The organism is Rugamonas sp. (assembly GCF_025354735.1).
GTDB lineage: Bacteria > Pseudomonadota > Gammaproteobacteria > Burkholderiales > Burkholderiaceae_D > Rugamonas.
Genome location: NZ_JANXMI010000296.1, coordinates 12934 through 38790, shown reverse-complemented (window position 1 = coordinate 38790; position 25857 = coordinate 12934). Strand labels below are relative to the sequence as shown.

Here is a 25857-nt window from a genome sequence, read left to right as displayed (position 1 = left end):
AAGATATCCACAGCCATTGTGGATATCCTAAAAAGTGCTTAACAATCCATGACTTAGCGTGCTCGGGCGGGGTTGGCGCAACATTTTAGCGACGTTTACAGCGCTTGAAGAACGAAGTAGCCGGCAGTTGAATACTGTATGTCCATCCAGTTATTTTGCGGCCGCAAGGGATGCGGCGGCTGCCAGATCGGCTTTCAAGCGGTCGAGCTCGGCTTGCAGCGCGCCGATTCGCTGGTCGGCGTCAAACAGGTCGTGGTAACCGCGCAGCGAGGAAATGACGGTCGTGAACAGCTTGCGCGTGGTTAAGTCTGTCTTGCACCAGAAGTCGTTGATGTCGTAGTCGAGGATGATGCTGTGTTCCAGCGCCTGGCCCGGCTGGCCGGTGCGCAGCACGATGCGGATCAGCTTGTTGCCCAGCTCGTCGCGGATCTGGCGCGCCACGCGCAGGCCGGCGTCGCTGCTTTCCATGATGACGTCCAGCAGGACCAGCGCGATATCGGGCGTGCTGCGCAGCACGTTGATGGCTTCCTCGCCGCTGTAGGCGTGCAGGAAGCTCAGGCGGCGGCCCATGAAGCAGGCGTTGCTCAGGGAAAATTTGGTCACCACGTGGACATCGACGTCGTCGTCCACAATCAAGACCCGCCACGGCGCGGGCACGGGGGCGGCGTTGGCGGAGGCCTCGGCCAGTTCGTCTTCTATCATCCAACCGGTAGTGCTGTCGTCGTCATTCACGTCCATGCATAATCCCATGGCAAGTCCAGAAAAGCAGGCGGTTGATTGTCCGCCTGCCGGTATTTGCTGAGGGCGATAGTATTACCCACCCTGAAGACCGACATTATTCCTCTACGTTACTTTTGTCAAAGGATTCCCTACAGGATTTTGCCATGCTGGAGCGCGGCAAAAATATATTTTTCCAGCCGCCTAAAAAAGACCGCGCTCCGCTACGATACCAATCATAAGTAATTGATTTAATTGAATAAAGTTTTTTGCCTTGGAATTGTGCATTTTGTAGCGAGGCCCGCCAATAAAGGCGATCCGGTCTGTCAAGGCCCGGTTATGCACAATGTTATCCACAGTTGGTGTGGATATCTTTCAATGGTGTGTGTCGGCCCGGCGCCCGGTGCCGGTTCAGCGTTGAGACGGCCCGGTCAGCCGGTTCAGTTCCTGCAAAAAGCGCGCATACGCCAGCGCCGGCGGCCACGGCTGCCATGCCGGATCGCCGTAGCGGGCTTGCAGCGGATCGGCGTTCAGCGGCTGTTCGGTGATTTTCAGCGTGCGCCGCACTTCTTGTTCCGACCAGCCGGCCACGTGCACGGCCTCGCTGGCGGCGGCGACGCGGTCGGCCTGCTTGTGCAGCAGATAGTCGGCGTCGGACCAGCGGGGTATGCCGTAGCGCAAGAAGACCGCGTCCTGCAAGCGCAGCGTCAGTTGTTCGTAGCGTTCGCCCAGAAAGGGCTTGATGGGGCTGAGGCAATCGAAGCCGATCAAGCCTTCTTCGGCGTCGTGCAACAGCTCGCGCAACTCGTCCAGCGGCGCCAACGTGCCGCCGGCCGCCGCGCGCCGCAGCAGCATCACCGTGATCGAATGCTGCGCCACCGACAGCGGCAAGGGCCACGCCGAATGGCCGCCCCAGCGGTAGGTCCGGGCCAGGCCCAGCGCCAGATCGCTGTCGTCCCAGTCGAAAGGGGTCGGGTCCAGCAGGTCGAGTCGTTTCCCCGATGGCATGCGCACCCATGCCCGCATCTCAGCGCTCATCGCTACCGCCTCAGGTGTTGAAAAGGCTATCGTACACCGGCCGGCGGCGGGGCGCGTCGCTGGGGGCGCATACGGGAACGGGCTCGCGCCGGTGGCGTGCTGCCCGTCAAGCCGGGCCGGCGCTCCCTGGCGCGGCGGGGGCGATGGCGCGCAACTCGTGCAGCAAGTCGAGCACGCGACTGCTTTCATACATGCCGATGTCGGCCGATTTGCGGTGCAGCTCGACGACTTCGCTATTCAGATGGGCCTGCTGAAAATCGCCGTCGCCGCTGAGTGCCTGGAAAATCCGGTGCCATACCTTTTTGTTGTCCCAGCGTTTGAAGCGGACATAAATACTGTTCCACGCGCCGTAGCGAACGGGCAGGTCGCGCCACGGCGTGCCGGTGCGCAGATGGCATAGCACGGCCTCGACAAACAGGCGCTGGTCGCCGCCGGCGCTGCCGCCCAGGCGGGGATGGCGATGTATCAGCGGTTGTATGCGCTGCCATTGCTCGTCGCTTAAGAAAATAGCTGCATTTTCCGAATGTTCCGTATGTTCCATGGGCCCTTCCTTTCTTTTGCAGCGAGTATAGGGAAGAACATCGCGGAGATAAACGTGTGTGGTTTCCAAACATATCGGACATAATAGTCCGTAATAAAGGGCGCCCGCTGCCCAAAAAAGCCCGCTATTCGCATGGGGGGCTCAGCGCTCAGCCGCTTGGCGTGCGGACCGTCTTTAACAAATCCGTCCATTTTTTTTACGAATTTTTTACGCTGCCGGCCGGCTTTTTTACGAAGTTTTTTGACGATCATCGCTAAGCTGGTGGTCCCGATTTCGTGATGGCAGAACACCGATGATGGTCAAAAATTCACCGCAGCAGATGGTCGCCGTCGTGGCCGCGTTAGTGCTGGTGTTGATCGCACCGCTGATCTTCGACTACATTTTCGACACCTATGTCGAGCTGGGTTTGATTGTCTGGTTCAACCTCGGCCTGTTCGTCATGCGCAGTAAAAACATGGCCTTTCCGATGCCGGCGCTGGACCACGTCGATCTCGCCGGCGGCTTGCGCCTGCTGTGGTGGGCGCTGTTCTGGCCGCGCTACCTTCTGCGAAAATAAACCGCGTCGAGCGGGGACCACACCATGCGATACGACGATCTGCCCGATTACTTTGTCCGGCAAATGAGGGAAGCGAGCACGATTTTCACGGCATGGCGGGCGGCCGACGCCGCGCGCCGCGAACACCAGGGCAGCATGCGCTGGAAGCGCGTCAAGGAAACCGACTACCTGATTAAGACCAGCCGCGCCGGACGCCAGCGCAGCCTCGGCCCACGGAGCGCCGCGACGGCGGCGCTGCACGCCCGGTTCAACGCCGGCAAAGCGGCCGCGCGCGAGCGCTATCGCGCGCTGTCCGACGCGATGCGGCATCAGCGGCACGTCAACAAGGCGCTGCGCATCGGTCATGTGCCGACGTTGTGGATACAGATTTTGAACGCCATCAGCGATGGCGGATTGACGGCCGACCTGACGGTGATCGGCGCCGCGTCGACCTACGCTTACGAAGCCGCCGGCGCCATCCGTATCCGCGGCGATGGAGACGGCGCCATGCTGGCCGAGCGCTGCGGCAGGCTGCAACTGGCCGCCGCCAACCGTGATGCGGCCATCGCGCTGCTGGCCTTACTGCGCAAGATCGACGATACGTTCTCGATGCGCGACGAGCGGCGCGACCGTGCGGCCGGCGCGATTTTCGCGGTCAACCGGCGCGGCATGGAAGTGGAACTGGTGCTGGTCCACGCGGACGGCAGCGGGAGAGGGGATGAGTTGCGGGATCTGCTCGGCGGCCCGAAATTCCATCAGCCTGTGCTGGGCCTGAACGGCGACATGGCGGCGATGGTGACGCTGGACCCGCGCGTCTTCGCGCTGCAAAAATTCAGGATCGCGAATCAGTTAAACAGAACGGCGCCCGAACGTGCGGGCGCCGCGCTGCTGGCCAGGATGATATTGGCGGTCGTCAGGGAGCGCATGCCGCCGCCTCCCGCGATCACGGCGGACCACGGCGACCGCCACGCAGCAGCGCCGCCCGCGCGGATACCGGTCGTGTGTATCGGCGAACGCGAACAGCGGAGCCGCGTGCATCGGGGGCCGGCCCAGTTCAACACTCCTTGCCGGCAGCGCCACGGCGGCGCCTGACCCCGAAGACCGGCGCCAGCGAGGCACCGGGTAAAGCTTCTACTGCGCTTATTGCAGTGCTATTTGCTGCGCTGCTTGCGTGGTCGGCATCGCTGCCGTCTGCGCGGCCGGCGCATCGCCCCAGCCGCCGCCGAGGGCGCGGATCAGGTTGACCGTCGACACGGCCTGCGCGCCGGCCAGCTGCAAGGCCGCGCGCTGCGATTGCAGCACCGTGCGTTCGGCGTCGATCACGTCCAGATAATTGACGGCGCCTTCCTTGTACTGCGTGCGGGACAAGCTGGCGGCGCGGTTCGAGGCCTTGACGGCATCGGCCTGCGTCAGCATCTGACCCTGCAAAATGCGCAGGTTCGACAGATTGTCTTCCACTTCCTGGAACGCCACCAGTACCTGCTGGCGATAGTTCGCCACCTCCTCCTCATACTGCGCGCGGGCTTTGGCCAGGTTGCCCTTGCGGCGGCCGCCATCGAACAGCGGCAGCGCCGCCAGAGGCCCGAGCAGGAAGGTGCGGCTCGACCAGTTGAACAAATCGCCGGCCGTGCCGGAGGCCAGGCCGCCGGCGCCGGTCAGGGTCAGCGAGGGGAAGAACGCCGACTTGGCCACGCCGATGCGGGCGTTGGCCGCTGCCATCTTGCGCTCGGCGGCGGCGATGTCGGGCCGGCGTTCGAGCAGCGACGACGGCAGCCCCGGCGCGATATGGATATCGACCGCCGTCAGCGGATGCGGCGCGAAGCTGAAGCGCGCCGGCGCTTCGCCCAGCAGCACGGCCAGGCCATGCTCGGACGCGGCGCGCAGGCGCTGCACGGTCATCGTGTCGGAACGGGCGGTGGCCAGTTCCGATTCGGCGCGGGCCACATCGAGTTCGCTGATCTGGCCTTCGGTGAAGCGGCGCTGCACCAGTTTCAGGCCGGCTTCGCGCAGCGTCACGGTGCGGGTATATACATCCAGTTCAGCATCGAGTTCGCGCAGCGTGAAGTAATTCTGCGCCACGTCCGCCTGCAGCGCCAGTTGCACGGAGCGCAGCAGGGCGTCGCTTTGCTGCGCTTCCGCGCTGGCCGACTTGACGCTGTCGGCCACGCGGCCGAACAGGTCGACTTCATACGACGCCGTGACGCCGGCGCTGTAGCTGTTCTGGATCGGCAGCGGCGCGCCGTCCGGCAAGCCTTGCGACACGCGCGACGGCCGGCCGCGCTGCGCGCCCAGGCCCGCGTCGAGCGTCGGGAACAGGCCGGCGCGTGCCGTCTGCTGGAAGGCGCGCGCTTCCTGCACGCGGGCGGCGGCGGCCTTCAGGCTTTGGTTGGCCGACAGCGCGCGCTGTTCCAGTTCGTTCAGGGCGGCGTCGTCGAACACCGACCACCAGGCGCCGCGTGCGATCTGCTCCGACGGCTGCGCCGTCTTCCAGTTGTTCGCCTGCGGGTTGGCGGCTTCCTTATAAGCTTCCGGCGCGGCGGCGTCGGGCTTGTTGTAGGTCGGCGCCATCGAGCAACCGGCCAGCACCAGCAGCACGGCCATCAGGCCGGAAACGGCGGCGCTGCTAAAGCCGCTGCGTGAGTTGAATATGCGGTTCATGATCGTTCCTTAATGAGTGGTGACGACGGTGGCGGTATGGTCGGCATCGACAGCTTCGTCGACGCCGTGCATGTGCGGGTTGTGACCGTGCTTGTCGATCAGGCGTTTGCCGCCGGCCAGCTTGCGCAGCAGGACGTAGAACACCGGCACCAGCAACAGGCCGAACAAGGTCACGCCCAGCATGCCGGAGAACACCGCCACGCCGATCGCCTTGCGCATTTCCGAACCGGCGCCGGACGACGTCACCATCGGCAGCACGCCCATGATGAAAGCGATCGACGTCATCAGAATCGGGCGCAGACGCATGCGGCTGGCCTCGATCGCGGCCTGCACGATGGTGCGGCCCTGCATTTCCAGTTCGCGGGCGAATTCCACGATCAAAATCGCGTTCTTCGCCGACAGTCCCACCAGCACCATCAAGCCGATTTGCGTGAAGATGTTGTTGTCGCCGCCGGTCAGCCACACACCGAGCAGCGCGGCCAGGATGCTGACCGGGACGATCAAAATGATCGCCAGCGGCAGCGTCAGGCTTTCGTACTGCGCGGCCAGCACCAGGAACACCAGCAGCACGCTGATGGGGAACACCCACAGCGCGGCGTTGCCGGTCAGCGTTTGCTGGTAGGTCAGGTCGGTCCATTCCATCTTGATCCCGCGTGGCAGCGTTGCGGCGGCGATGCGTTCGATGGCGGCCTGCGCCTGGTCGGACGAGTAGCCCGGCGCCGGGCCGCCGTTGATGTCGGCGGCGGTGTAGCCGTTATAGCGGACCACCATTTCAGGACCGAAGGTCGGCGTCACTTTAATCATCGACGACAAGGGCACCATCTCGCCGCTGGCGTTACGCGTTTTGAGCGTGCCGATATCGTCGGCGAAGGAGCGGAAGCGCGCATCGGCCTGCACCCGGACCTGGTACACGCGGCCGAAGCGGTTGAAGTCATTCGCATAGGCCGAGCCGAGGTAGACCTGCATGGTCTCGAAGACGTCGGTCACCGACACGCCGAGCTGCTTGGCTTTCACGCGGTCGAACTGCACGTCCAGCTGCGGCACGTTGATCTGGTAGCTGGAGAACAGCGGGCCCAGTTCCGGCGCCTTCGATGCGGCCTTGATGAAGGCGTTGGTCGCGTCGTTGAGCGCGGTGTAGCCGAGCGAGCCGCGGTCTTCCAGTTGCAGTTTGAAGCCGCCCAGCGTGCCCAGTCCGAGCACCGGCGGCGGCGGGAACACGCCGATGTAGGAACCCTTGATAGCCGAATATTTGGCGCTCAGCGAGTCGGCGATTTTTTGCGCGGACAGGCCCATGCGCTTGCGTTCCTCGAAACTTTTCAGCGTGACGAACATGATGCCGGCGCTCGACGAGCTGGTGAAGCCGTTGACCGACAAGCCAGGGTGCTGCACGGCCGCTTCCACGCCCGGTTCCTTCAGCGCGATTTCGCCCATCTGGCGGATCACGGCTTCGGTGCGGTCCAGCGAGGCGCCGTTCGGCAGCTGCGCGATGGTGATAATGTATTCCTTGTCCTGCAGCGGCACGAAACCGCCCGGCACCACTTTGCCCATGATGATGGCGCCGGCCAGCAGCACGCCGTACAGCACCATCATGCGGCCCTTGCGGCCGATGATGCCGGTCACGCCCTTGCCGTAGGCGGTCGAGCCTTTATGGAACAGGGCGTTGAAGCGGTTGAAGAAGCCACCGAAGATGCGGTCGATGAAGCGGGTCAGCCAGTCTTTCGGCGTGTCGTGACCCTTGAGCAGCAGCGCGGCCAGGGCCGGCGACAGCGTCAGCGAATTGAAGGCCGAGATCACGGTCGAAATGGCGATGGTCATCGCGAACTGCTTGTAGAACTGGCCGGTCAGGCCGGACATGAAGGCCAGCGGCACGAACACGGCGACCAGCGTCAGCGCGATGGCGACGATAGGACCGCTCACTTCGCGCATCGCCTGATACGTCGCTTCGCGCGGCGACAGGCCGGAAGCGATATTGCGCTCGACGTTTTCGACGACGACGATGGCGTCATCGACCACAATGCCGATGGCCAGCACCATGCCGAACAGCGACAGCGCGTTGATCGAGAAGCCGAAGCCCAGCATCAGCGTGAAGGTGCCGACGATGGACACCGGCACGGCCAGCAGAGGGATGATGGAGGCGCGCCACGTTTGCAGGAAGATAATCACCACCAGCACCACCAGGGCGATGGCTTCGAGCAGCGTGTGGATCACCGCCTCGATGCTGGACTTGACGAAGCGGGTCGGGTCGTAAATGATCTGGTAGTCGACGCCGGCCGGCATTTCGCCTTTGGCTTCGGCCATCACCTTGCGCACGTCGTCGGCGATTTGCAGCGAGTTGGCGCCCGGCTGCTGGAAGATCCACATCGCGACGGCCTGCTTGTTGTCGATCAGCGCGCGCTGGCCGTAGTCGGCCGCGCCCATTTCGATGCGCGCCACATCCTTCAGATAGGTGACACCGCCGTCGGCCGAGGTTTTCAGCACGATGTTCTGGAATTCTTCTTCCGTTTGCAAACGGCCCTGGGCGTTGACGTCCAGTTGCAGCGGCACGCCGGGACCGGTCGGCGAGGCGCCGATGATGCCCGCCGAGATTTGCACGTTCTGCTCGCGGATGGCGTGCATGATGTCGGCGGCGGTCATGCCGCGCTGCGCCACCTTCTGCGGATCGAGCCAGACGCGCATGGCGTAATCGCCCGAACCCTTGAGCGTCACTTCGCCGATACCCTGCACCCGCGACAGGCGGTCGCGCAGATTGAGCAGCGCGTAGTTGCGCAGGTACTGGGTGTCGTATTTACCGTTGGGCGAATCGACGTGCACCACCATCGTCAGCGTGGCCGACGATTTCACGGTGGTCACGCCGAGGCGCTGCACGTCTTCCGGCAGGCGTGGCAGCGCTTGCGACACGCGGTTCTGCACCAGTTGCTGGGCCTTGTCCGGATCGGTGCCGAGCTTGAAGGTGACGGTGGTGGTGGTGTTGCCGTCGCTGTTGGCCTGCGACTGCATGTACAGCATGTCCTCGACGCCGTTGATCGACTCTTCCAGCGGCGCCGACACCGTCTCGGCGATCACCTTCGGATTGGTGCCGGGGAAGCTGGCGTGCACCAGCACCTGCGGCGGGATGATTTCGGGGTATTCCGAAATCGGCAGCTTGAACACGGAGATGATACCTCCGAGCAGAATGAGCACCGACAGCACACCCGCGAAAATCGGGCGGTCGATGAAGAACTTGGATATGTTCATGATGTTATCCGTTGTTTATTTTTAGGAACCGGCTTTGGCCGATTTGGCGGTGGCGCTTGCCGATGCCGGCGCGGCGGCCACGTTGGCGGCGGTGGAGCCGGTCATGGCCACCAGCTTGACGCGCACCGTGTCGTTCGGGCGCGCGCGCTGCAAGCCGTTGACGATGATGCGTTCGCCCGGCTGCATGCCGCTGTCGATCACGCGCAGGCCGTCGTGCAGATTGCCGGTGTGGACTTCGCGGTACTGGGCCTTGTTCTGGGCGTCGACCACCATAACGAATTTTTTATCCTGGTCGGTGCCGATGGCGGCATCGTCGACCATCACGGCGCGGTGCGGCGAGCCGCCGCCGACCTTGACGCGGGCGTACAGGCCGGGGAGCAGGGCGCCGTCGGCGTTGTCGAAGCGGGCCCGCACGCGGATCGTGCCGGAGCCCGAGTCGAGGCGGTTGTCGACCGAGTCGACGCGGCCGTCGCGCGAGTAGCCGCTTTCGTCGGCCAGGCCGAGTGCGACCGGCACCGCGTTCTTGCTGTCCTGGCCGACGCTGTGGCTCAGGTAGCGCAGATAGGTTTGTTCATCGACGTCGAACGAGGCGTAGATCGGCGACACCGACATCACCGTCGTGAGCAACGGCGCGCTGGCGCCGGCCGAGACGATGTTGCCGAGCGTGAGTTCGGCGCGCGAGACGCGGCCCGCCACCGGCGCGACGATCTGGGTGTAGGTCAGGTTGATCTTCGCCGTTTCCAGCGCGGCCTGGGCGGCCTTCAGGTTGGCCAGCGCTTCGTGGGCGGCGTTCTGGCTTTGGTCGTAATCGCGCTTGGCGATGGCGTTGTCGGCCAGCAGGCGCTCGGCGCGGGCGGCGTCGGTGGCGCTGTAGCCGTTGCGGGCCTGGGCGGCGGCCAGTTGCGCGCTGGCGCGATCGACTTCGGCGGCGTAAGGGCGCGGGTCGATGGTGAACAGCGGATCGCCTTTCTTGACGAAGCTGCCGTCCTTGAAGTGGACCGCGACGATGGTGCCCGGCACCAGCGGACGGATGTCGACCTTGTCGACCGCTTCCAGGCGGCCCGAGTACGACTGGAAATCGGTGATGGTGGCGGCGACGACGTAGGCCGCGTCGACTTCGGCGGCCGGCGCGGCCGCCTCGGCGGCGCTGACGCGCGAACCGTGGCCGTAGATCAGGGCGGTGGAGCCGGCGCCGGCGATGACCAGCGCGGCGGCGAGGGCGGAATAAAGGCGTTTGCGTTTGACGTTCATGGTATGACTCCTGAAGGTGAAAATTAAAAATGCAAAAAACTGGGATAGGCGGTGGTGAATGTTCTTGGCGTTTTGTATATCGCTCAGGCTGCGCGCTGCGCTTTCGCCAGCCGCTTCTTGAAGAAGGCGCCGACATCGGCCAGCACCGCCGCGTCGTTGGCGATGGCGTCGTGCGAGGCGTGGCGGTGGCGCGTCACTTCGGTCGGGATGCCGGCCGCGATCAGCACCGCCGCATACTTATCGGCCTCGACGTGCAGCTGGTCGTATTCGGCGCTGGCGATCAGCGTCGGCGGCAGCCCGGCCAGGCGGCGCGAATCGAGCGGCGCCGCGTACGGGTGCAGGCGCTGCATGGGGTTGGGCAGGTAGGCGCGGTAGCAGCTGGCGTAGGCGCTCATGTCGAGCGCATCGGCGATGGTGCTGTCGTAGTGCGCGCCGCTGTTTACCTGGTGCGTGAGGCTGGGGTCGAGCAGCGGCGCGATCAGCGCCTGCGCCGATATGCGCACCTCGCGCCGGTCGCGCGCCATCGCCGCGATGCAGGTGGCCAGGTTGCCGCCGGCGTCGTGGCCGGCCAGGCCGATGCGGCTGGCGTCCGCGCCGTGGGCGGCGGCGTGGCTGACGGCCCATTGCAAAGCGCGGTAGCCGTCTTCCAGCGCGGCCGGGAAGGGGAAGGCCGGCGCCAGCGAATAGCCGACCGCCACCACCCAGGCGCCGGCGGCGTGGGCGATGGCGGCGGCGGGAATCGCGGCGTCGGCCAGCGAACCGCCGTTGAAGCGGCCGCCGTGAAAGTACAGCACCAGCGGCATCGCGCGGCGCTGGACCAGCGGCCGATAGCTGCGCAAGGCGATACTCTGCGCGTAGCCTTCTATCCTTTCCTCCGCGACGCCGAGGTCATGTTCAAGTGCGGTGGGCATATCTTGCCGAACGGTGTACGCTCGTCCATTTAGTTGCAATGGAGCACAGAATAGGTGTTGCGGTGCGCAAGATAAAGATGATGGAAAGCGATATACAATTCGTATAATGCGAATAATCGCTATCGATTGATGTCATTCATAGGGTGATAAAGGCCATTAATGATGGCGATAGCACCTAAATGATGATATTTCTACAAAAATTATTTTTAAAGCCCGTTCAGTGTCAACGCGCATCAAATCCAGCAAAGGACTGCAATGGACCGCCTGCAAGCAATGAAAGTATTTACCCGCGTGGCCGAAGTGGGCAGTTTTTCACGCGCCGCCGACATGCTGGCGATCCCCAAAGCGTCGGCCACCACCATCATCCAGCAGCTCGAAGCGCACCTCGACATCCGGCTGCTGCAAAGGACCACGCGGCGCCTCAGCCTGACCGCCGACGGCGCCGCCTATTACGAACATTGCGTGCGCATCCTCGGCGATATCGACGCCGTGGAAAGCTCCTTCCACGTCAACACGCGCCAGCCGCGCGGCAAGCTGCGGCTCGATTTTCCGGCGCTGCTGGGGCGCGAGCTGCTGATGCCGGCGTTGTTCGAGTTCCAGGAACGCTATCCCGAAATCGAACTGATGGTGGGCATGAGCGACAAGCCGGTCGACCTGATACAGGAAAGCGTGGACTGCGTGATCCGCATCGGCGAGCTACAGGATTCGACGCTGGTGGCGCGGCGCCTGGGCGAGCACCTAATGGTGACGGTGGCTAGTCCGGCCTACCTGGAGCGCTGCGGCGTGCCGCAAACGACCGACGATTTGCAGCATCACACGGCCGTCAATTATTTCTGGGGCCGCACCGGCCGCATCATGGACATGACTTTCATCGTCGATGGCCGCACGGTGGTCGTCAAAATGCGCGGCAAGATCGCCGTCAACGACACCGCTGTTTACATGTCGGGCTGCCTGCGCGGACTGGGGCTGGTGCAGGCGCCGCTGTTCATGGCCGCGCCGCACCTGCGCAGCGGCGCGCTGGTGGAAGTGCTGCCGCAGCATAAGCCGCTGTCGATGCCGATATCGGCCGTCTACCCGCACAACCGCCACCTGTCGCCGACGCTGCGGGTGTTCGTCGACTGGGCCGTCGAGCTGTTCGACAATAACGATATGCTCTACGGCCGCGAGCCGGCGCAGTAGCGCTGGTGCGCGGTCGCACGCAATCGCACACCTCGACTCACAGCGAGGCCGCGAGTTTTCGCAGTTCCTGCGCATATAAATCCGGCCTTTCCCACGCGGGGAAATGGCCGCCGTGCGGCTGCACGCTGTACTGGCGCACATTGTAAAACCGCTCCGCCCAGTCCCTCGGGCCGACCACCAAGTCGTGCGGCCACATGGTGATCGCCGTTGGCACGGTGACGCGCTGGCCCGGCTGGAGCGGTGCGCGGAAGTGGCGCGCTTCGTAGTAGTAGCGCATCGACGAGGCGATGGTTTGCGTGGACCAGTACAGATTCAGATTGTCGATCAACATATCCATGGGGAAGGCGTCGAACAGATTCGGGCCGGCGTCGCTCCACAGCTTGAATTTTTCGAGTATCCAGCTCGCGAGGCCGACCGGCGAGTCGTTGAGCGCGTAGGCCGGCGTTTGCGGCCGGGTCGATTGCAGGTGCTGGTAGGCGCCGTCGTCGTCGCGCCACTTCTGCACCCGCTGCTGATAGGCGCGTTCGGCGTCGTTGAGCGGCGCCGACGCGGCCGTCAGCGGCGGATCGGTCAGCGCGGAGATGTGGATGGCGAGCAGCGACGCCGGATATTTCAGCGCCATGCGCGTGGCGACGCCGGCGCCGATGTCAGTGCCCGACGCGATGAAGGTCGGGTAGCCCAGGCCCTCGGTCATCAGGCGGTGGAACAGGTCGACCGCGTCGACCTGATTGGGGCGGGTCGGCCGGTCCGAGTAGCCGAAGCCGGGAAGGGCGGGGATGACGACGTCGAAGGCGTCGTCCTCGGTGCCGCCGTGGCCTGCGGGATCGGCCAGCATGGCGGCGAGCTTGCCGTATTCGACGAAGCTCGATGGCCAGCCGTTCATCAGCAGCAGCGCCCTTGGCGAGGGGCCGCGTCCCTTGAAGTGCAGGAAGTGGATGCCGAAGCCGTCGATTTCGGCGCGAAAGTGGGGCAGGGCGCGCAGCCGCGCATCGGCCCCGGCCCAGTCGTAGCCCGATTGCCAGTGCGCGACCAGTTCGCGCAAGGGCTGCTGCGCCGTGCCGTAGGTCCAGTCGGCGGCCACTTCGTCGCTCCAGCGCGTGGCGGCCAGCCGGCCTTGCAGGTCGGCGATGGCCGGTTGATCCGATGGCGGCTGCCAGGGCGTGATCTTCATGTTGATTCCTTTGTTGTACGGTGCACGCCGGTCCACGTGGACATCGCGCGTCTCCGGCGCGGGGCGATACAGTATAAATCGTTTATATTCGCCGCCGCGCTGGGGTGCATGAACGCGGCGGCGATCTGCTGTACCATGTCGCTCCCTCAGCCGCAATCAGTAAGGAAAAGTCGTGGAACAAGATAAAGTGAATTACCTGACCATGGTCGAAGTCGACGCCATGCCGGTCGCGCAGTGGCCGGCCGGCTTGCCGGCGCCGGCGCTGGGCGACAAGGTGACGTGGATGATAGAAGATAATCCGGTCAGGTTCCGCGTCGTCGACCGGGAGTGGGATGTCGGCTCGAACGATGCCGGCGAAACCATGTTCGCGGTGTTGAATATCACGGGTAAATCGCTGTAAGGTCAGCGCCGGATGCGCTCTGAAAAATCGTCGGCCGTGCCGGCGGCGATGGCGCGCGCCGTGATGTGGGCGGCCTGTTTGCGGGCGGCGAAGTCACCGCTGCCGGCCAGCGCGCCGATGTCGTACAGGTAGCGGTCCAGATAGCCCGACGCCAGCAAACGCCAGTCCAGCGGCAGGCCGGGATCGATGCGGCGCACCATCTCGAAGACGACGGTGGTGCAGTTGGCCGTCAGCGTGTTGTAGTAGCGCGGTTGGCGCTTCAGCTGGTCCGCCTCGCCCAGGTAGGACAGGAACAGCGAGCGCATGTCGGCCGCCGGCATTTTCACGCGGTACAGATACATGTCCTCGCCGCGCGCGTTGGTGCGCACGCGCAGGATGTCGCGTTCGTCGGCGGCGACCAGCACCATCTGGAAGTGCTTGAAGAAGCCGGCGACGGCGGAGAAGCTTTCGCCGCGCTGCTTGCGGATCTCGATCGAGAAGGTCAGGTGGCGGCCGTCGGCAAAGGCGAACGACACCAGCGTGTGCGCCACCGCTGGTCCCATCCAGTACGACATCGCGACGTCGATGGCGCGCAGCTGGTCCAGGTCGTAGCTGCGGGTTTCCCAGCGCGGCGTGTAGTCGGTGTCGCTGCGCCAGTCGAAGTTGCGCACGTTGTCGAGCGTGACGACGCTGCCGTCGACGCGGCTGTTGATCTCGCGGGCGACATCGTCGGACCAGATCAAGTTCGAGCCCGGCGCGATCATGCTCCACCAGGCCATCATAATCGCCATCGCCGTCAGCCATGGCAGCAGCACGCGCGCGCTGCGCCGGCGCCACCACAGCGCCAGCGTGGCGATGCCGAGGGCGGCCCACAACAGCACGACTTCTTCCCGCACCGCCGCGCCGCCGGCCACGTGATACCACAGCGCGAAGCCGCCCCACGCCGTCATCAGCAGCAAAAGCAGGGAGGCGAGCGCCTTGAAAACGGTATAGACGGTAGTTTTTTTCATGCGGCGATTATAGGGCTATAGTGCCGGGCCGCAGCGTCGGCCTGGCGATTTGACACGCCGCCGCGCGCCTGGCTATCGGCGGCCGACCAGATGACCGCGCATCGTCTCGCGGTCTGGTGCATCCGCTCCATCCTGCATTTCGGGCGGCGGCAGGTAGTTGATTTTTCCGGCGACGATGGTGGCGACGGGCGCGCCGTCGCGGTACAGCAGGCGGTTGCCGGCCAGCGCCGGGACTTTGTCGCCGGGGAGCAGGGTGCCGCTCAGGTTCAGCGGGTCGATGCCGGAGACGCAGACGAAGCTGCCGTCGTGGGCGCGGCGCCGCACCTCGCGCAGCAGCGGGATCGCTTCGGGCAGCGCGAACTGTTCGCCCGACAGGCCGGCGACGAAACGGCCGCCACGGATGTCGCCGCGCGCTTCGAGCCGGTGGTAGACCGGCAGCAGTTCGCGCCACGATGGCAGCCACGCCGCTTCGCGTTCGAGCAGGCGCCAGAACATCACACCGTAGCGGCGCAGCAGCGTCATGGCGATGTGTTCCAGCGTTTCGGGATCGGTGCGCGGCTTGCGCACGGCCGCCGGCGGCGCGGCGGGCTTGATGGCGCGCGCCGCCGGGTCTTGAACCTCGCCGCCGCCATCGTCGCCACCCTTTCCGGCATCGGCGATACTTGTGTACTCAATGACTTTGGCGACGACGTTGTCGCCGTCGGCGCGCCGTATCAACGCCCAGCGGCCGGCTTCCTCCATCGACGGCGCGCCGCCGTGGCGCCGCCGCTTGTCCTTGCCGGCGCGCTTGGCCGCCGGCAGCAGCATGGCGCGCAGGCCGGCGAAGCTGTCGGCGTTGACCAGGCCTGTCGCCACCAGTTCGCCGAGCGCGTTTTCCAGTTCCACCGGCAGCAGATGTGCCTCGTGTTGCAGTTCGTCGAAGAAGAGGGCGCCGTCGCGCCGCAGCGCTTCGAGCACACGCATGGCGCGCGCGGAGATCTCGATTTGTCCGGCGGCGGCGGGCAGCGCGCGCCACTGGCCCAGCTGGCGTCGCGGCAGCAGCACGATGGGCGTGCCGCGCACCGGACCGCCGGCGGCCGACGGCGGCGCGCCGATGCGGGTCCAGACCAGCTTCCCGGCGCGGCATAATTCGTCCAGCCACAGCGTCGAATAGTCGTCCAGCCGCAGCGCCAGCAGGTCGCTTTCCCACGCGCCGGCGGCCGCTTCGTAGCCTTCGAGCTGCGCCAGGATCTGCGGCAGCGCGTCGCGGCCTTCGAGTTGCGTGTCCGGCGACAGGTGCTGCCAGTCGAACAGGAAGCGCATGAAGTCCTGGCGTTCGACCGGTTCGATTTCGCGCCGCAGCCGTTTGATGGTGTAGCGGTGGATGCGGGCGAGCAGGTGGCGTTCGCACCATTCCTCGGCCGCGACGCCGGGCGTGAAGCGGCCGCGCATGACATAGCCTTCGCTTTCGAGCTGGGTCAGCGCGATGGTGGTGGTGCTGGCGCTCAGGCCCAGCGTGGCGGCGATGACGGCCAGCGGCTGCGGGCCGAAGCCGGTCAGGCGCGCGCGCACGATTTCAACCAGCGCGGCGTCGCGCGTCCAGTCCTCGTCGCCGCTGCCGTTGCCGTGGTCGTGGCAGCGTTCGGGGATCGTCAGCGCGGGCGTGGCGACGGCTTGCGGGTAGGCGGCCCGCACGCAGGCGTGGCGTTCCAGCGCGACCCAGAAATCGGCGCCGGCGCCGGTGCCGCGCAGCCGCGTGGCGCGGCCGCCGGCGGCCAGCGCGGCCAGCCACGCCGGCCAGCCTTCGTGGGCCGCCGCTTCGTCGGACGTGACGCAGGCCAGCGACACCAGCGCCTCGTGCATCTCGTCGCCGTTGCGCACCTGCGGCCAGGCTTCCTCGGCGACGCTGGCGATGGCGCCGGCGTCGAGCGCGCCCAGGTCGTCGGTCGACGCGGGATCGCTCCAGCGCCGGTTGATGACCGCCTGCGTGCGGCGCTCCTCGATGGGGGCGTCGTCGAGGAAGGTGTAGGGATTCGAGGTGAGCACCTCGGCCGCCAGCGCCGACGGCGCGGGCAGGTCGCGCGCCAGCAGCCGTATGCCGCCGTTCTCGATGCGGCGCAGCAGCGCGAGCCAGCCTTCGCTGTCCATCGCTTCGTGCAGGCAGTCGTCGATGGCCTGGTCGACCAGCGGGTGGCGCGGCACTTCGCGTTCGCCGACGATGTTTTCCAGGCACGCCGCCTGGTCGGGGAAGACGGCGGCGAGCAGGTCGTCGCTTTTCATGCGCTGGATCTGCGGCGCGACCTTGCGGCCGCCGGCGTAGCGCGGCAGGGCCAGCGCGGTGGTGGCGATCCAGCGCCAGCGGACGTTGAACAGCGGCGCGTCGAGCAGCGCCTGGATCAGCAGGTGTTCGGCGCTGGCCGGGCGCAGGTAGCGCCACACTTCGTCGAGCGGAAAACTGTGGCTGGTCGACAGCGACAGGATGATCGCGTCTTCGGTGGCGGCGCCCTGCAGCTCGAAGTTGAAGGTGCGGCAGAAGCGCTTGCGCAGCGCCAGTCCCCAGGCGCGGTTGATGCGGCTGCCGAACGGCGAGTGGATCACCAGCTGGGTGCCGCCCGATTCGTCGAAGAAGCGTTCCATCACCAGGCAGTCCTGCGTCGGCAGCGCGCCGAGCGCGGCCCGCGCCCGCGCCAGGTAGTCGACGATCTGGCGCGCCGCTTCCTCGTCCAGGCCGACCTGCGACACCAGCCAGGCTATCGCGCGCTCGATCGCCGCCGCGCCGCCGTGGACCGGGGCGCCGGTGGCATCGTCATCCCCGTCATTAACTTCGTCGGCGCCGTCGGCCGCCAGCAGGCGGTCGATCTCGCCGCGCAGCCGCGCCACGCCGGCCGACAATTCGTCGCTGCGGCCCGGCGCTTCGCCCAGCCAGAACGGGATGGTCGGCGCGGCGCCGTGGGCGTCGTCGACGCGCACCTTGCCCGCTTCGACGCGCAGGATGCGGTAGGACGCGTTCCCGAGCTGGAAAATGTCGCCGGCCAGGCTTTCGACGGCGAAGTCCTCGTGCACGGTGCCGATGGCCAGTCCCTGCGGCTCGAGCAGCACGGCGTAGTCGGCGTTGTCGGGGATGGTGCCGCCGGAGGTGACGGCGGTCAGCTTGCCGCCGCGCCGGCCGCGCAGCGTGCCGGCCACCGTGTCGCGGTGCAGGTAGGCGCCGCGCACGCCGAGGCGCGTGGCGTAGCCGTCGGCGAGCATGCGCAGCACGGCGTCGTACTGCGTCCGTTCGAGCGCCGCGTAGGGTTCGGCCCGGCGCAGCAGGTCGAACAGCGCGTCCTCGCCCCATTCGCGGGCCGCCACTTCGGCGACGATCTGCTGCGCCAGCACGTCGAGCGGCGCGGCCGGGATGCGCAGGGCGTCGAGTTCGTCGCGGCGCACGCAGTCGAGCAGCGCGGCGCATTCGATCAAGTCGTCGCGCGAGGTCGGGAACAGCCGTCCCTTGGGCAGGCCGCCGACCTGGTGGCCGGAGCGGCCGACCCGTTGCAGCAGGGCGGCGATATTGCGCGGCGAGCCGACCTGGCAGACCAGGTCGACGTCGCCGATGTCGATGCCCAGTTCCAGCGAGGCGGTGGCGACGAGCACGCGCAGTTCGCCGCGCTTGAGGCGCTGTTCGGCGGCGAGCCGGTATTCCTTGGCCAGGCTGCCGTGGTGGGCGGCGACGGCGTCCGCGCCGAGGCGCTCGGCCAGGTGGCGGGCGGCGCGTTCGGCCATGCGCCGCGTGTTGACGAAGACCAGCGTGGTGCGGTGCTGGACCGCCAGTTCCGCCATGCGGTCGTAGACGCGCTCCCACACTTCATTGGGCATGATGGCTTCGAGCGGCACCGGCGGCAGTTCCAGCGCCAGGTCGCGCGCGCGCACGTGGCCGACATCGACGATGGCGCACGCATTTTCCCCGCCGCCGCCATCGGCGCTGCCGGCCAGGAAGCGCGCCATGGCCGATATGGGTTTCTGCGTGGCCGACAGGCCGACCCGCAGCGGCGGCCGCGCGCACAGCGTGGACAGGCGCTCCAGACTCAGGGCCAGGTGGCTGCCACGCTTGCTGGCGGCGACGGCGTGGATTTCGTCGACGATGACGGTGCGCACCGTCGCCAGCATGGCGCGGCCGCTGTCGGAGCCGAGCAGCACGTACAGCGATTCGGGCGTGGTGACGAGGATGTGCGGCGCGCGCTGGCGCATGGCGTTGCGTTCGGCCGTGGTGGTGTCGCCGGTGCGCACGGCGCTGCGGATGCCGTGGTCGGGCCGGCCCATGGCGGCCAGTTGGCGGCTGATGCCGTCGAGCGGCGCTTCCAGGTTCAGGCGGATGTCGTTGGACAGGGCCTTGAGCGGCGAGATGTAGAGCACCCGCGTTTCATCGGGCAGCGGCGCGCCGGCGCTGTCGCGCACCAGCGCGTCGATGGCGGCGAGGAAGGCGGTCAGCGTCTTGCCGGAGCCGGTCGGCGCGGCCACCAGCGTCGTGCGGCCGCTCTGGATCAGCGGCCAGGCGCGCCGCTGCGCCTCGGTCGCGGCCGGGAAGGTGGCGCGGAACCAGGCGGCGACGGCGGGATCGAAGTCGCGCCAGAGCGGATCGGCGGCAGGTGGTCTGGTCATGCCCACTCAGATGGGGGCGGCCGGGCGGCAGGCAAGGCCGCCGTCAGCCGCCGTTGTCGCCGTGCGGCTGGTCGACCAGGCGCGGATGCACATCGTTCTTGCGGCGGTGCCGGGCGTGGTCCAGCACGCGCGTGGCGACCGCCTCGGGGATGCCGTTTTTGGCCATGTAGTGGTTCGCTTCCTCGGCGCTGAGCATATTGTGGAAGACGATGCCGACATTGATTTTCTGCGCGGCCAGCACGTCGCGGCGTCGGCAGCGCCCCTGCCACCAACACCACTTGCGCAGCTGGCCGTCGATTTTTGATAGAAGTACCAATTCGTCCCCCAGTTCAGCGGTGCCTGGACCACTCAAGGTTGTGTATCGATAGTGTCTCCTAGCAAAGTGGTCTCATCAAGACCAACCAGCCGAAACGCAACGCTTTTGGTGAGAATAGGAATTTTCCTACCCCCATCGGAATACACTTGGGAGCGCGTCGGGGGCTGGCGGACTTGCTGTATTGAAAAATGTTGCCGTGGGGTTTGGCGGTTGGTCGCTCAGCGGCTTAGCGGCTGGGGACCGGAGCCGGAGCGGGCGGCGCTTTTTTCGCCTGGGCGGCGGCGTCGGCGGCCGCTTTCTTTTGTTCGGCGTCTTTTTTGGCCAGGTGGCGCCCCACCAGGCAGCCGCCGACGGCGCCGACGACGGCATGGTGTCCGGCCACGTGGCCGGCGACGCCGCCGACGGCCGCGCCTTTCAGGCAGCCGGCCGCGTAGGCGCCGTTGTTGAACAGAAGCAGCGCCATCAGCACTGCTGGAATACGTTTGCTCATGATGGACTCCTGCCCCGGATGCGCGAGGCGCCGCTGACTCGATAGGCTTGATTTGTTGACGGCACGGTGGCGTGGCGCCACCGTGGCGGCCACCAGCATAGCACGGGGCGCGGCTATCTCAGCTCGGCCAGCGCGTCGTCGGCCGGGGCGCCGGCGGCGACGGCGCGCAGGTCGGCGCAGGCCTGGTCCAGCGCGGCGGCCACTTCGGGCAGGCCGGCGATGACGACGTCGAGGTCGCCGGCCGCCGACAGCGCTTCCATTTCGTGGCACAGCGTGTGCAGCCGCGAGGAGCTGAGGTAGCCGGCGCTGCCCTTGAGCGCGTGGAAGGCGGCCGAGGCGGCGCCCGGATTGCCGGCCTGGACGGCGTCGCGCGCCAGTGCCAGCCGGCGCGGCGCCTCGTCGAGGAAGGCGAGGGTGATGCGCTGCATGTGTTTGTGCGACAGCCCGGCCAGCGGCATGATGTGGATCGCCGACGGCGTCTGGGGCGGGCGGCCGCTGGCCGGCAGCGGCGCGGCGACGCCGAACTGCGCGGACAGCGCGGTTTCGTCGGCATCGGCGTGCGCGTCGGCCGGGCGCAGCGGGTGGCCGCGGCTGAGGTGCTGGGCGATGGTCTTTTCGATCTGGTCGTACAGCTTGCGTTCGTCGACCGGCTTGCTGAGGAAGCCGTCCATGCCGCCGGCCAGGTAGCGCGCGCGGTCGTGGTCGCTGGCGTTGGCCGTCAGCGCGATGATGGGGATGGCCGGGTCGAGCACGCGGTAGTCTTCGTTGCCGCCGTTGCGGATCAGGCGCGCGGCCTGTTCGCCGTCCATCATCGGCATGCGGCCGTCCATCAGAACCAGGTCGTAGGCGGCGGTCGACAGCGCGTGCAGCGCCTGCAAGCCGTTTTCGACGATGTGGATATCGTGGCCCATGTTTTCGATCAGCGTGCCGACGATGATCTGGTTGGTGCGCACGTCCTCGGCGCACAGCACGCGCAGGCGGTAGCGGTGCCGGTCCCGGCGCGGCGCGGCCAGCGCGTCCGGCGCCGGCGCCGCGCCCAGCGCCAGCGGCAGCGTCACGCTGAACACGGAGCCGACGCCGATGCGGCTTTCGGCGCCGATGGCGCCACCCATCAGCTCGACCAGTTCCTTGCAGATTGCCAGGCCCAGGCCGGTGCCGCCGTAGCGCCGCGTCGTCGAATGGTCGGCCTGCTCGAATTTCTGGAACAGGCGCGGCAGCGTGGCGGCCGCGATGCCGGGGCCGGTGTCGCTGACGTCGAAGCGGATGGCGACGCCGCCGCCGCCGCCCGGCGCGGCCGTGGCGGCGAGCTTGACTTCGCCGCGGTCGGTGAACTTGATGGCGTTGCCGAGCAGTTTGAGCAGGATTTGCCGCAGCCGCGTCGGGTCGCCCCGCACATAGCGCGGCAAGTCCAGCGCCAGTTCGTAGCGCAGCAGCAGGCTCTTGGCGTCGGCCTGGGCTTGCAGGATGCCGACTGCGTCGTCGATCAGCGCCACCAGGTCGAAGTCCACGCTCTCGATCAGCAGGCGGCCGGCGTCGATCTTGGAAAAATCGAGGATGTCGTTGAGGATGGCCAGCAGCGCTTCACTGTTTTGCAGGCCGATGCGCAAATACTCGCCGGTGCGGCTGCCGATGGCCTGGTCGCGCAGCGCGAACTTGAGCATGCCGATGACGCCGGCCAGCGGGGTGCGGATGTCGTGGCTCATGGCCGACAGGAAATCGATGCGGTGGCGGCTGACGACCTCGGCGTGTTCCTTGGCCTGGGTCAGCTCGACGGTGCGTTCCTGGACCCGCTGTTCGAGGTGGTCGCGCAGCAGGCGGATCCGGTCGGCCAGGGCGAAGGCCAGCAAGATGCCGTCTAGCGTGCCGCCGAGCAGCGTGAGCAGTTGTGAATTGTCGACCAGCGCCGGGATCAGGCCCACGTTGGCCGGCAAGATCACGAAGCCGGGCAGCATCAGCGCGCAAAAGCCGAGCACGAAGTAGCGCGCCGGCTGGTAGCCGCCCCTCCAGACGACGATGCCGCTGAGCAGGGCCAGCGGCATCCACAGCGCGATGGCGATGGTGGCCAGCGTGTGGGCGTAGCCGAGGAGGAAGAAGCAGCTCGGCAGCAGCACCAGCGGCAGCACCAGGTTGATGCGCGACAGCGCGTACAGGCGCGGCGCGTGCGTGCTCAGGCGCAGGAAGTTGGTGTAGAACAGGGTACTGAACACCGGCAGCAGGAAGAAGGGCACGTAATGCCAGTGCAGCTCGTGCCAGTCGGCCAGGTCGGCGGCCAGCCCGAAGCTGATGCCCCAGGCCACGGCGTAGCACAGCACGTACAGCGCGTAGTACAGCGAGGAGCGGTCGCGCGTGTAGGAATAAATGAAGAAATTGAACAGCGCCAGCGCCGCCAGCGCGCCGATGGAGCCGATGACGAGGACGTTTTCACGCGCCACCAGGCGCCGGTATTGCGCTTGCGGAATGAGGGCGAACACCGGCTGGTGCGCATAGTAGGGACTGGAAAAGTGGATCAGCAGCTGGTAGTTCACGCCGGGCTGGAGGGTGATGTCCTTGCCGTAGTGCAGCATGTATTCGTGGGGCTGGCGGTAGCCGGTCTGGAGCCGGCGGACCTCGCCGTCGGGACTGTAGACCGCGATGTCGACCTGGTCGATCAGCGTGTCGGTGGGGGCGATGACCCAGGCGGCCAGCCGGGTGTCGTTGCGCAGCTCGGCGTACAGCCAGTAGCCGCCGCCCAGCAGGTCGACCCTGGCCGCCGGCGTCAGCTGCGCCAGCAATCCGGGCAGGGCGGCGGCGTCGGCCGGTAAGACTTCGCCGCCGGACCGGTACAGCACGGCGTTGCGGCCCAGGTCGACGCGCTGTGCGCCGTCCAGCGGCAGCGGCGCGGCCATCAGCGGCGGCGCCAGCGCCAACAGCGCCCATATCAGCAACAGCAATAAGGACGGCGACCATGACGGCGGCCGCCCGCCGCGCCGCGGCGCCGCATCACAGCTGGAGAATATCGAATGCGTCAATATCATGTCGCGATTGCTGACCGGCACACGGTGGCGGCGCTGCTATTGTAATTTTGCAATGATGTATTTTAATCGACAACGCGCCGGAAAAGTCGCGCCGGGCCGATTTTCCTCGTCCCGGCGCACGCGGCGGCGATCTGGCCGTGGCGCGCCGGCGCGAGTATGATGGCGGATTCCTTTTTTGCGGGTCCATGATGCTCATCACACCAGAACAATGCTTCGGTTTCCTCGCGGCCGCCGTGCTCATCACCGCCTCGCCGGGGCCGGACAATTTGATGGTGCTGGGCGTGGGCATGTCGCGCGGGCGGCGCCAGGGCATGGTGTTCGGCCTCGGCTGCGCGCTGGGCTGCTTGAGCCACACGGTGCTGGCGACGCTGGGCGTGAGCGCGCTCATCAAGGCGTCGCCGCTGGCGTTTTCGGCGCTGAAGGTCGCTGGGGGCCTGTATCTGATCTGGCTGGGCGTGGGCGCGCTGCGCAGCCGGGGCGGCGCCCGCGTCGATGGCGGCGCGGCCGTCCAAGAGTCGCTGGCGCGGCTGTTCGCCAAGGGCTGGTTCGCCAATGCGATCAATCCCAAGGTGGTGCTGTTCTTCCTGTCGTTCCTGCCGCAGTTCGTGCTGCCGGCGCGCGGCGCGGTCAGCTGGCAGACCGCGCAGCTGGGGCTGGTCTTCACGGCCCAGGCCTGCGTGCTGTTCGGGCTGCTCGGCTATTTTTCCGGCGCGGTCGGCAAGTGGATCAACGGCCACCCGGGCGCCGGCATGTGGCTGGACCGCGTGGCCGGCACCGTGTTCGTCGGCCTGGGCTTGCGGCTGATCGTGGCACGCTGATCGGCCACGAAAAAAAAGCCCGGTTCGATGGCGAACCGGGCTTTGCTTTTACCGCGCTGGATTAGCGGCGGTAGTGATCGTAATGATCGTAGTGGTCGTAGTGGCCGCCGTAGTAGCGCGCATCGCGGTACTCGTGGCGGTAGTAGCCACGGCCCGGTTCAACATACACGACCGGCGGCGCGTAGTAGCGTGGCGGCGGAGCGTAGTAGACCGGCGCCGGCGCATAGTAGTCGGGACCGGACACATACACGCGCTCGCGGCCGCCGTAGTAGCGATCGCCGGTGCTGATGCTGTTACCGATGGCCGCGCCGACCAGTCCGCCGACCAGCGCGCCGTTGCGGCCGTTGTGCGAGCCGATGGCCGCACCAACGACTGCACCCGCTGCGGTATTCAAACCGCGGTCATCAGCCATTGCCGTCGAAGAGATCGCTGCAGCGGCCAATGTCACAACACCCAACAAAGTTTTGTTCAACATGGCTTGTTCCCCTTGCACCGGCCACGATCGGGATGATCCGTGAAGCCGTTGTATGACTTCACTATATCTTCCCCAGGAATAATCTCCACGTCTTATACACCTGCTTACACTCGAGCGCCGCTGTAACAGCTTGGTAACAACTGCCGTCAAGCCCTGCGGCGCTCCCATTCCGGGCGCAGCAGGCTGTAGAGCGCGACGTCGCAATAGCGCCCGTGCAGGAAAAAAGCCTGGCGCAGCACGCCTTCCGCGCTGAAGCCGCATTTTTGCGCGATGCGCACGGACGCCGCGTTGTCCGGCGCCGTCAGCAGTTCGAGCCGGTGATATTGCTGGGTCTGGAACAGATAGTCGACCAGCAGCCGGGTCGCCTCGGTGGTGTAGCCACGGCCGGCCAGGGATGGGTCGAACAGGCGGTAGCCGATTTCGCGCGAGACCGGGGTGCGGCTCTTGAAGTGGCTGATGACGCCGATCACGTGGTGGCGGCTGTCTTCGATGACGAACAGTTCGCTGTCCTCGGTGACGAAGCCGTTGAGCATGAATTCCTTGCGCATCGTTTCGGGCGACTTGAACTGCGTGGAAAAATACGCGCCGCGCGAGGGCAGGTCGTTGACCAGCGCGATGAAGGCGCTCAGATCGGCCGTCAGCACGTGGCGGACGGAGCACAGGGAACCCTTGAGCATGGCGGCTTTCGGTCGGAATCGGAACCGTCATGGTAATGCATGGGCGGGGCCGAATCAATCCGCGCGCGGCGCTGCGCGGCATGCTTGGAATTATCGTTTTGGCCCTTTTGCTGTTGCCCCAGATGTGCTACCCCAGAACTACACCGCGATAGGGTAAAGCTAGCATTATCAATGACTTATAGAAATGGTGGAAACTCTCACCGTCTCCGCCAGACTCGTGAACACGCTCTTGCAACCCCAGGATGGATCCACAGGCCACCACAAAAAACCGCTTGACATGCCTTGGCTCGTCACCTAATATGCTATCAATCGCATACGATATAAACGAATGCGATGTAAATAGTTAATTCCCACTTACACGGAGTCATTCATGAGCAAGATTCAAAAAGTATTGTCCACCGGAAAAACCCACACCACCTCGACCGAGCCTGGCGGCATTTTGCACAGCCACGACGCAAATCTGAACTTCAACATGACTTCGGTTGGCAACGGCGCCGCGCAGCCACTCGCCGTGACGGCAGTCACTCTGCACCCGACGGCGGAAAAAATGTTCGCCGGCGCCTGGTCCGCTTGCTACATCGCCGCCGTCAACCTGGTGGCCAAGGAGCAGAAAGTGACGCTGCCGCCCGATACTGCCGTCGACATCGAAGTCGATATGGGCAACACGGGCAATGATCTGTTCCTGCAAGCCCGCATCAAGCTGATCGTGCCCGGTATCGACCAGAAAGTGGCCGACGCGCTCGCCCATGGCGCCGACCAGATTTGCCCGTATTCGAAGGCAACACGGGGCAATATCGACGTTCTCGTGCAGGCCGTTACGGCTTAA

Annotated in this window: 20 protein-coding genes and 1 pseudogene; 6 read left to right on the top strand and 15 right to left on the bottom strand. The window is 66.1% G+C overall.

Annotation, left to right across the window (positions count from 1 at the left end):
* Positions 1-150: 150 nt before the first annotated feature.
* The 3 genes from Q0S71_RS24515 to Q0S71_RS24505 form a co-directional block, all read right to left on the bottom strand.
* A complete protein-coding gene (locus Q0S71_RS24515; protein WP_296001533.1) occupies positions 151-738 on the bottom strand; it encodes a hypothetical protein in 588 nt (195 codons plus the stop codon).
* 390 nt (positions 739-1128) lie between these two features.
* The gene (locus Q0S71_RS24510) at positions 1129-1755 is read right to left on the bottom strand and encodes a phosphohydrolase (RefSeq protein WP_296001530.1); all 627 of its coding nucleotides are present in this window, start codon (positions 1753-1755) and stop codon (positions 1129-1131) included.
* A 106-nt stretch (positions 1756-1861) separates the two neighbouring features.
* Positions 1862-2365, bottom strand: coding sequence for a transposase (locus Q0S71_RS24505; RefSeq protein ID WP_296001528.1), 504 nt, complete (start codon positions 2363-2365; stop codon positions 1862-1864).
* 223 nt (positions 2366-2588) lie between these two features.
* Between Q0S71_RS24505 and Q0S71_RS24500 the strand changes: the two genes are divergently transcribed.
* Both Q0S71_RS24500 and Q0S71_RS24495 read left to right on the top strand, forming a co-directional pair.
* Positions 2589-2852 carry a hypothetical protein gene (locus tag Q0S71_RS24500; protein WP_296001526.1) on the top strand — a complete coding sequence of 88 codons (264 nt, stop codon included), beginning with the start codon at positions 2589-2591 and terminating at the stop codon, positions 2850-2852.
* A gap of 24 nt (positions 2853-2876) precedes the next feature.
* Complete coding sequence (locus tag Q0S71_RS24495; protein ID WP_296001524.1) at positions 2877-3923, top strand: GSU2403 family nucleotidyltransferase fold protein; 1047 nt, start codon at positions 2877-2879, stop codon at positions 3921-3923.
* Positions 3924-3971: 48 nt separating this feature from the next.
* On the opposite strand, the gene Q0S71_RS24490 is transcribed toward Q0S71_RS24495, so the two are convergent.
* From Q0S71_RS24490 to Q0S71_RS24475, 4 genes are all read right to left on the bottom strand, one after another.
* Positions 3972-5489, bottom strand: a complete 1518-nt coding sequence (locus Q0S71_RS24490; RefSeq protein ID WP_296001523.1) for an efflux transporter outer membrane subunit — start codon at positions 5487-5489, stop codon at positions 3972-3974.
* Positions 5490-5498: 9 nt separating this feature from the next.
* Positions 5499-8723: an efflux RND transporter permease subunit gene (locus tag Q0S71_RS24485; protein WP_296001521.1), complete on the bottom strand. Its 3225-nt coding sequence runs from the start codon at positions 8721-8723 to the stop codon at positions 5499-5501.
* Between the two features lie 21 nt (positions 8724-8744).
* Positions 8745-9974, bottom strand: a complete 1230-nt coding sequence (locus tag Q0S71_RS24480) for an efflux RND transporter periplasmic adaptor subunit (RefSeq protein ID WP_296001519.1) — start codon at positions 9972-9974, stop codon at positions 8745-8747.
* Positions 9975-10057: 83 nt separating this feature from the next.
* A complete protein-coding gene (locus tag Q0S71_RS24475) occupies positions 10058-10885 on the bottom strand; it encodes an alpha/beta hydrolase (protein ID WP_296001517.1) in 828 nt (275 codons plus the stop codon).
* A gap of 255 nt (positions 10886-11140) precedes the next feature.
* On the opposite strand from Q0S71_RS24475, the pseudogene Q0S71_RS24470 reads away from it, so the two are divergent.
* A pseudogene (locus tag Q0S71_RS24470) lies at positions 11141-12049 on the top strand (LysR family transcriptional regulator); the annotation flags it as partial.
* Between the two features lie 52 nt (positions 12050-12101).
* Here the strand turns inward: Q0S71_RS24470 and Q0S71_RS24465 are convergent.
* Positions 12102-13235, bottom strand: coding sequence for an epoxide hydrolase family protein (locus Q0S71_RS24465; protein ID WP_296001515.1), 1134 nt, complete (start codon positions 13233-13235; stop codon positions 12102-12104).
* Positions 13236-13407: 172 nt separating this feature from the next.
* Between Q0S71_RS24465 and Q0S71_RS24460 the strand changes: the two genes are divergently transcribed.
* Complete coding sequence (locus Q0S71_RS24460; protein ID WP_296001513.1) at positions 13408-13635, top strand: hypothetical protein; 228 nt, start codon at positions 13408-13410, stop codon at positions 13633-13635.
* Between the two features lie 2 nt (positions 13636-13637).
* On the opposite strand, the gene Q0S71_RS24455 is transcribed toward Q0S71_RS24460, so the two are convergent.
* From Q0S71_RS24455 to Q0S71_RS24435, 5 genes are all read right to left on the bottom strand, one after another.
* On the bottom strand, positions 13638-14624 hold the full coding sequence (locus Q0S71_RS24455) for a DUF4105 domain-containing protein (protein WP_296001512.1): 987 nt from the start codon (positions 14622-14624) through the stop codon (positions 13638-13640).
* A gap of 72 nt (positions 14625-14696) precedes the next feature.
* A complete protein-coding gene (locus Q0S71_RS24450; RefSeq protein WP_296001510.1) occupies positions 14697-19241 on the bottom strand; it encodes a DEAD/DEAH box helicase in 4545 nt (1514 codons plus the stop codon).
* A gap of 43 nt (positions 19242-19284) precedes the next feature.
* Positions 19285-19557, bottom strand: a complete 273-nt coding sequence (locus Q0S71_RS24445) for a hypothetical protein (RefSeq protein ID WP_296001508.1) — start codon at positions 19555-19557, stop codon at positions 19285-19287.
* Between the two features lie 226 nt (positions 19558-19783).
* Positions 19784-20047 carry a hypothetical protein gene (locus tag Q0S71_RS24440; protein WP_296001506.1) on the bottom strand — a complete coding sequence of 88 codons (264 nt, stop codon included), beginning with the start codon at positions 20045-20047 and terminating at the stop codon, positions 19784-19786.
* A 113-nt stretch (positions 20048-20160) separates the two neighbouring features.
* Positions 20161-22977: a 7TM diverse intracellular signaling domain-containing protein gene (locus Q0S71_RS24435; protein ID WP_296001504.1), complete on the bottom strand. Its 2817-nt coding sequence runs from the start codon at positions 22975-22977 to the stop codon at positions 20161-20163.
* Between the two features lie 272 nt (positions 22978-23249).
* Here Q0S71_RS24435 and Q0S71_RS24430 point away from each other — a divergent pair, with 272 nt between their 5' ends.
* A complete protein-coding gene (locus tag Q0S71_RS24430) occupies positions 23250-23879 on the top strand; it encodes a LysE family translocator (protein ID WP_296001535.1) in 630 nt (209 codons plus the stop codon).
* A 61-nt stretch (positions 23880-23940) separates the two neighbouring features.
* On the opposite strand, the gene Q0S71_RS24425 is transcribed toward Q0S71_RS24430, so the two are convergent.
* Together Q0S71_RS24425 and Q0S71_RS24420 are read right to left on the bottom strand one after the other, a co-directional pair.
* Positions 23941-24354: a glycine zipper domain-containing protein gene (locus tag Q0S71_RS24425; RefSeq protein ID WP_296001502.1), complete on the bottom strand. Its 414-nt coding sequence runs from the start codon at positions 24352-24354 to the stop codon at positions 23941-23943.
* A 146-nt stretch (positions 24355-24500) separates the two neighbouring features.
* Positions 24501-25031 carry a GNAT family protein gene (locus Q0S71_RS24420; protein WP_296001500.1) on the bottom strand — a complete coding sequence of 177 codons (531 nt, stop codon included), beginning with the start codon at positions 25029-25031 and terminating at the stop codon, positions 24501-24503.
* Between the two features lie 370 nt (positions 25032-25401).
* Here Q0S71_RS24420 and Q0S71_RS24415 point away from each other — a divergent pair, with 370 nt between their 5' ends.
* On the top strand, positions 25402-25857 hold the full coding sequence (locus Q0S71_RS24415) for an Ohr family peroxiredoxin (protein ID WP_296001498.1): 456 nt from the start codon (positions 25402-25404) through the stop codon (positions 25855-25857).

Excerpts from the sequence above, each read along its gene's own strand:
- Q0S71_RS24515 (WP_296001533.1), bottom strand. The coding sequence starts at position 738 with ATGGACGTGAATGACGACGACAGCACTACCGGTTGGATGATAGAAGAC.
- Q0S71_RS24510 (WP_296001530.1), bottom strand. The coding sequence starts at position 1,755 with ATGAGCGCTGAGATGCGGGCATGGGTGCGCATGCCATCGGGGAAACGA.
- Q0S71_RS24500 (WP_296001526.1), top strand. The coding sequence starts at position 2,589 with ATGATGGTCAAAAATTCACCGCAGCAGATGGTCGCCGTCGTGGCCGCG.
- Q0S71_RS24495 (WP_296001524.1), top strand. The coding sequence starts at position 2,877 with ATGCGATACGACGATCTGCCCGATTACTTTGTCCGGCAAATGAGGGAA.
- Q0S71_RS24490 (WP_296001523.1), bottom strand. The coding sequence starts at position 5,489 with ATGAACCGCATATTCAACTCACGCAGCGGCTTTAGCAGCGCCGCCGTT.
- Q0S71_RS24485 (WP_296001521.1), bottom strand. The coding sequence starts at position 8,723 with ATGAACATATCCAAGTTCTTCATCGACCGCCCGATTTTCGCGGGTGTG.
- Q0S71_RS24480 (WP_296001519.1), bottom strand. The coding sequence starts at position 9,974 with ATGAACGTCAAACGCAAACGCCTTTATTCCGCCCTCGCCGCCGCGCTG.
- Q0S71_RS24475 (WP_296001517.1), bottom strand. The coding sequence starts at position 10,885 with ATGCCCACCGCACTTGAACATGACCTCGGCGTCGCGGAGGAAAGGATA.
- Q0S71_RS24465 (WP_296001515.1), bottom strand. The coding sequence starts at position 13,235 with ATGAAGATCACGCCCTGGCAGCCGCCATCGGATCAACCGGCCATCGCC.
- Q0S71_RS24455 (WP_296001512.1), bottom strand. The coding sequence starts at position 14,624 with ATGAAAAAAACTACCGTCTATACCGTTTTCAAGGCGCTCGCCTCCCTG.
- Q0S71_RS24450 (WP_296001510.1), bottom strand. The coding sequence starts at position 19,241 with ATGACCAGACCACCTGCCGCCGATCCGCTCTGGCGCGACTTCGATCCC.
- Q0S71_RS24440 (WP_296001506.1), bottom strand. The coding sequence starts at position 20,047 with ATGAGCAAACGTATTCCAGCAGTGCTGATGGCGCTGCTTCTGTTCAAC.
- Q0S71_RS24430 (WP_296001535.1), top strand. The coding sequence starts at position 23,250 with ATGCTCATCACACCAGAACAATGCTTCGGTTTCCTCGCGGCCGCCGTG.
- Q0S71_RS24425 (WP_296001502.1), bottom strand. The coding sequence starts at position 24,354 with ATGTTGAACAAAACTTTGTTGGGTGTTGTGACATTGGCCGCTGCAGCG.
- Q0S71_RS24420 (WP_296001500.1), bottom strand. The coding sequence starts at position 25,031 with ATGCTCAAGGGTTCCCTGTGCTCCGTCCGCCACGTGCTGACGGCCGAT.
- Q0S71_RS24415 (WP_296001498.1), top strand. The coding sequence starts at position 25,402 with ATGAGCAAGATTCAAAAAGTATTGTCCACCGGAAAAACCCACACCACC.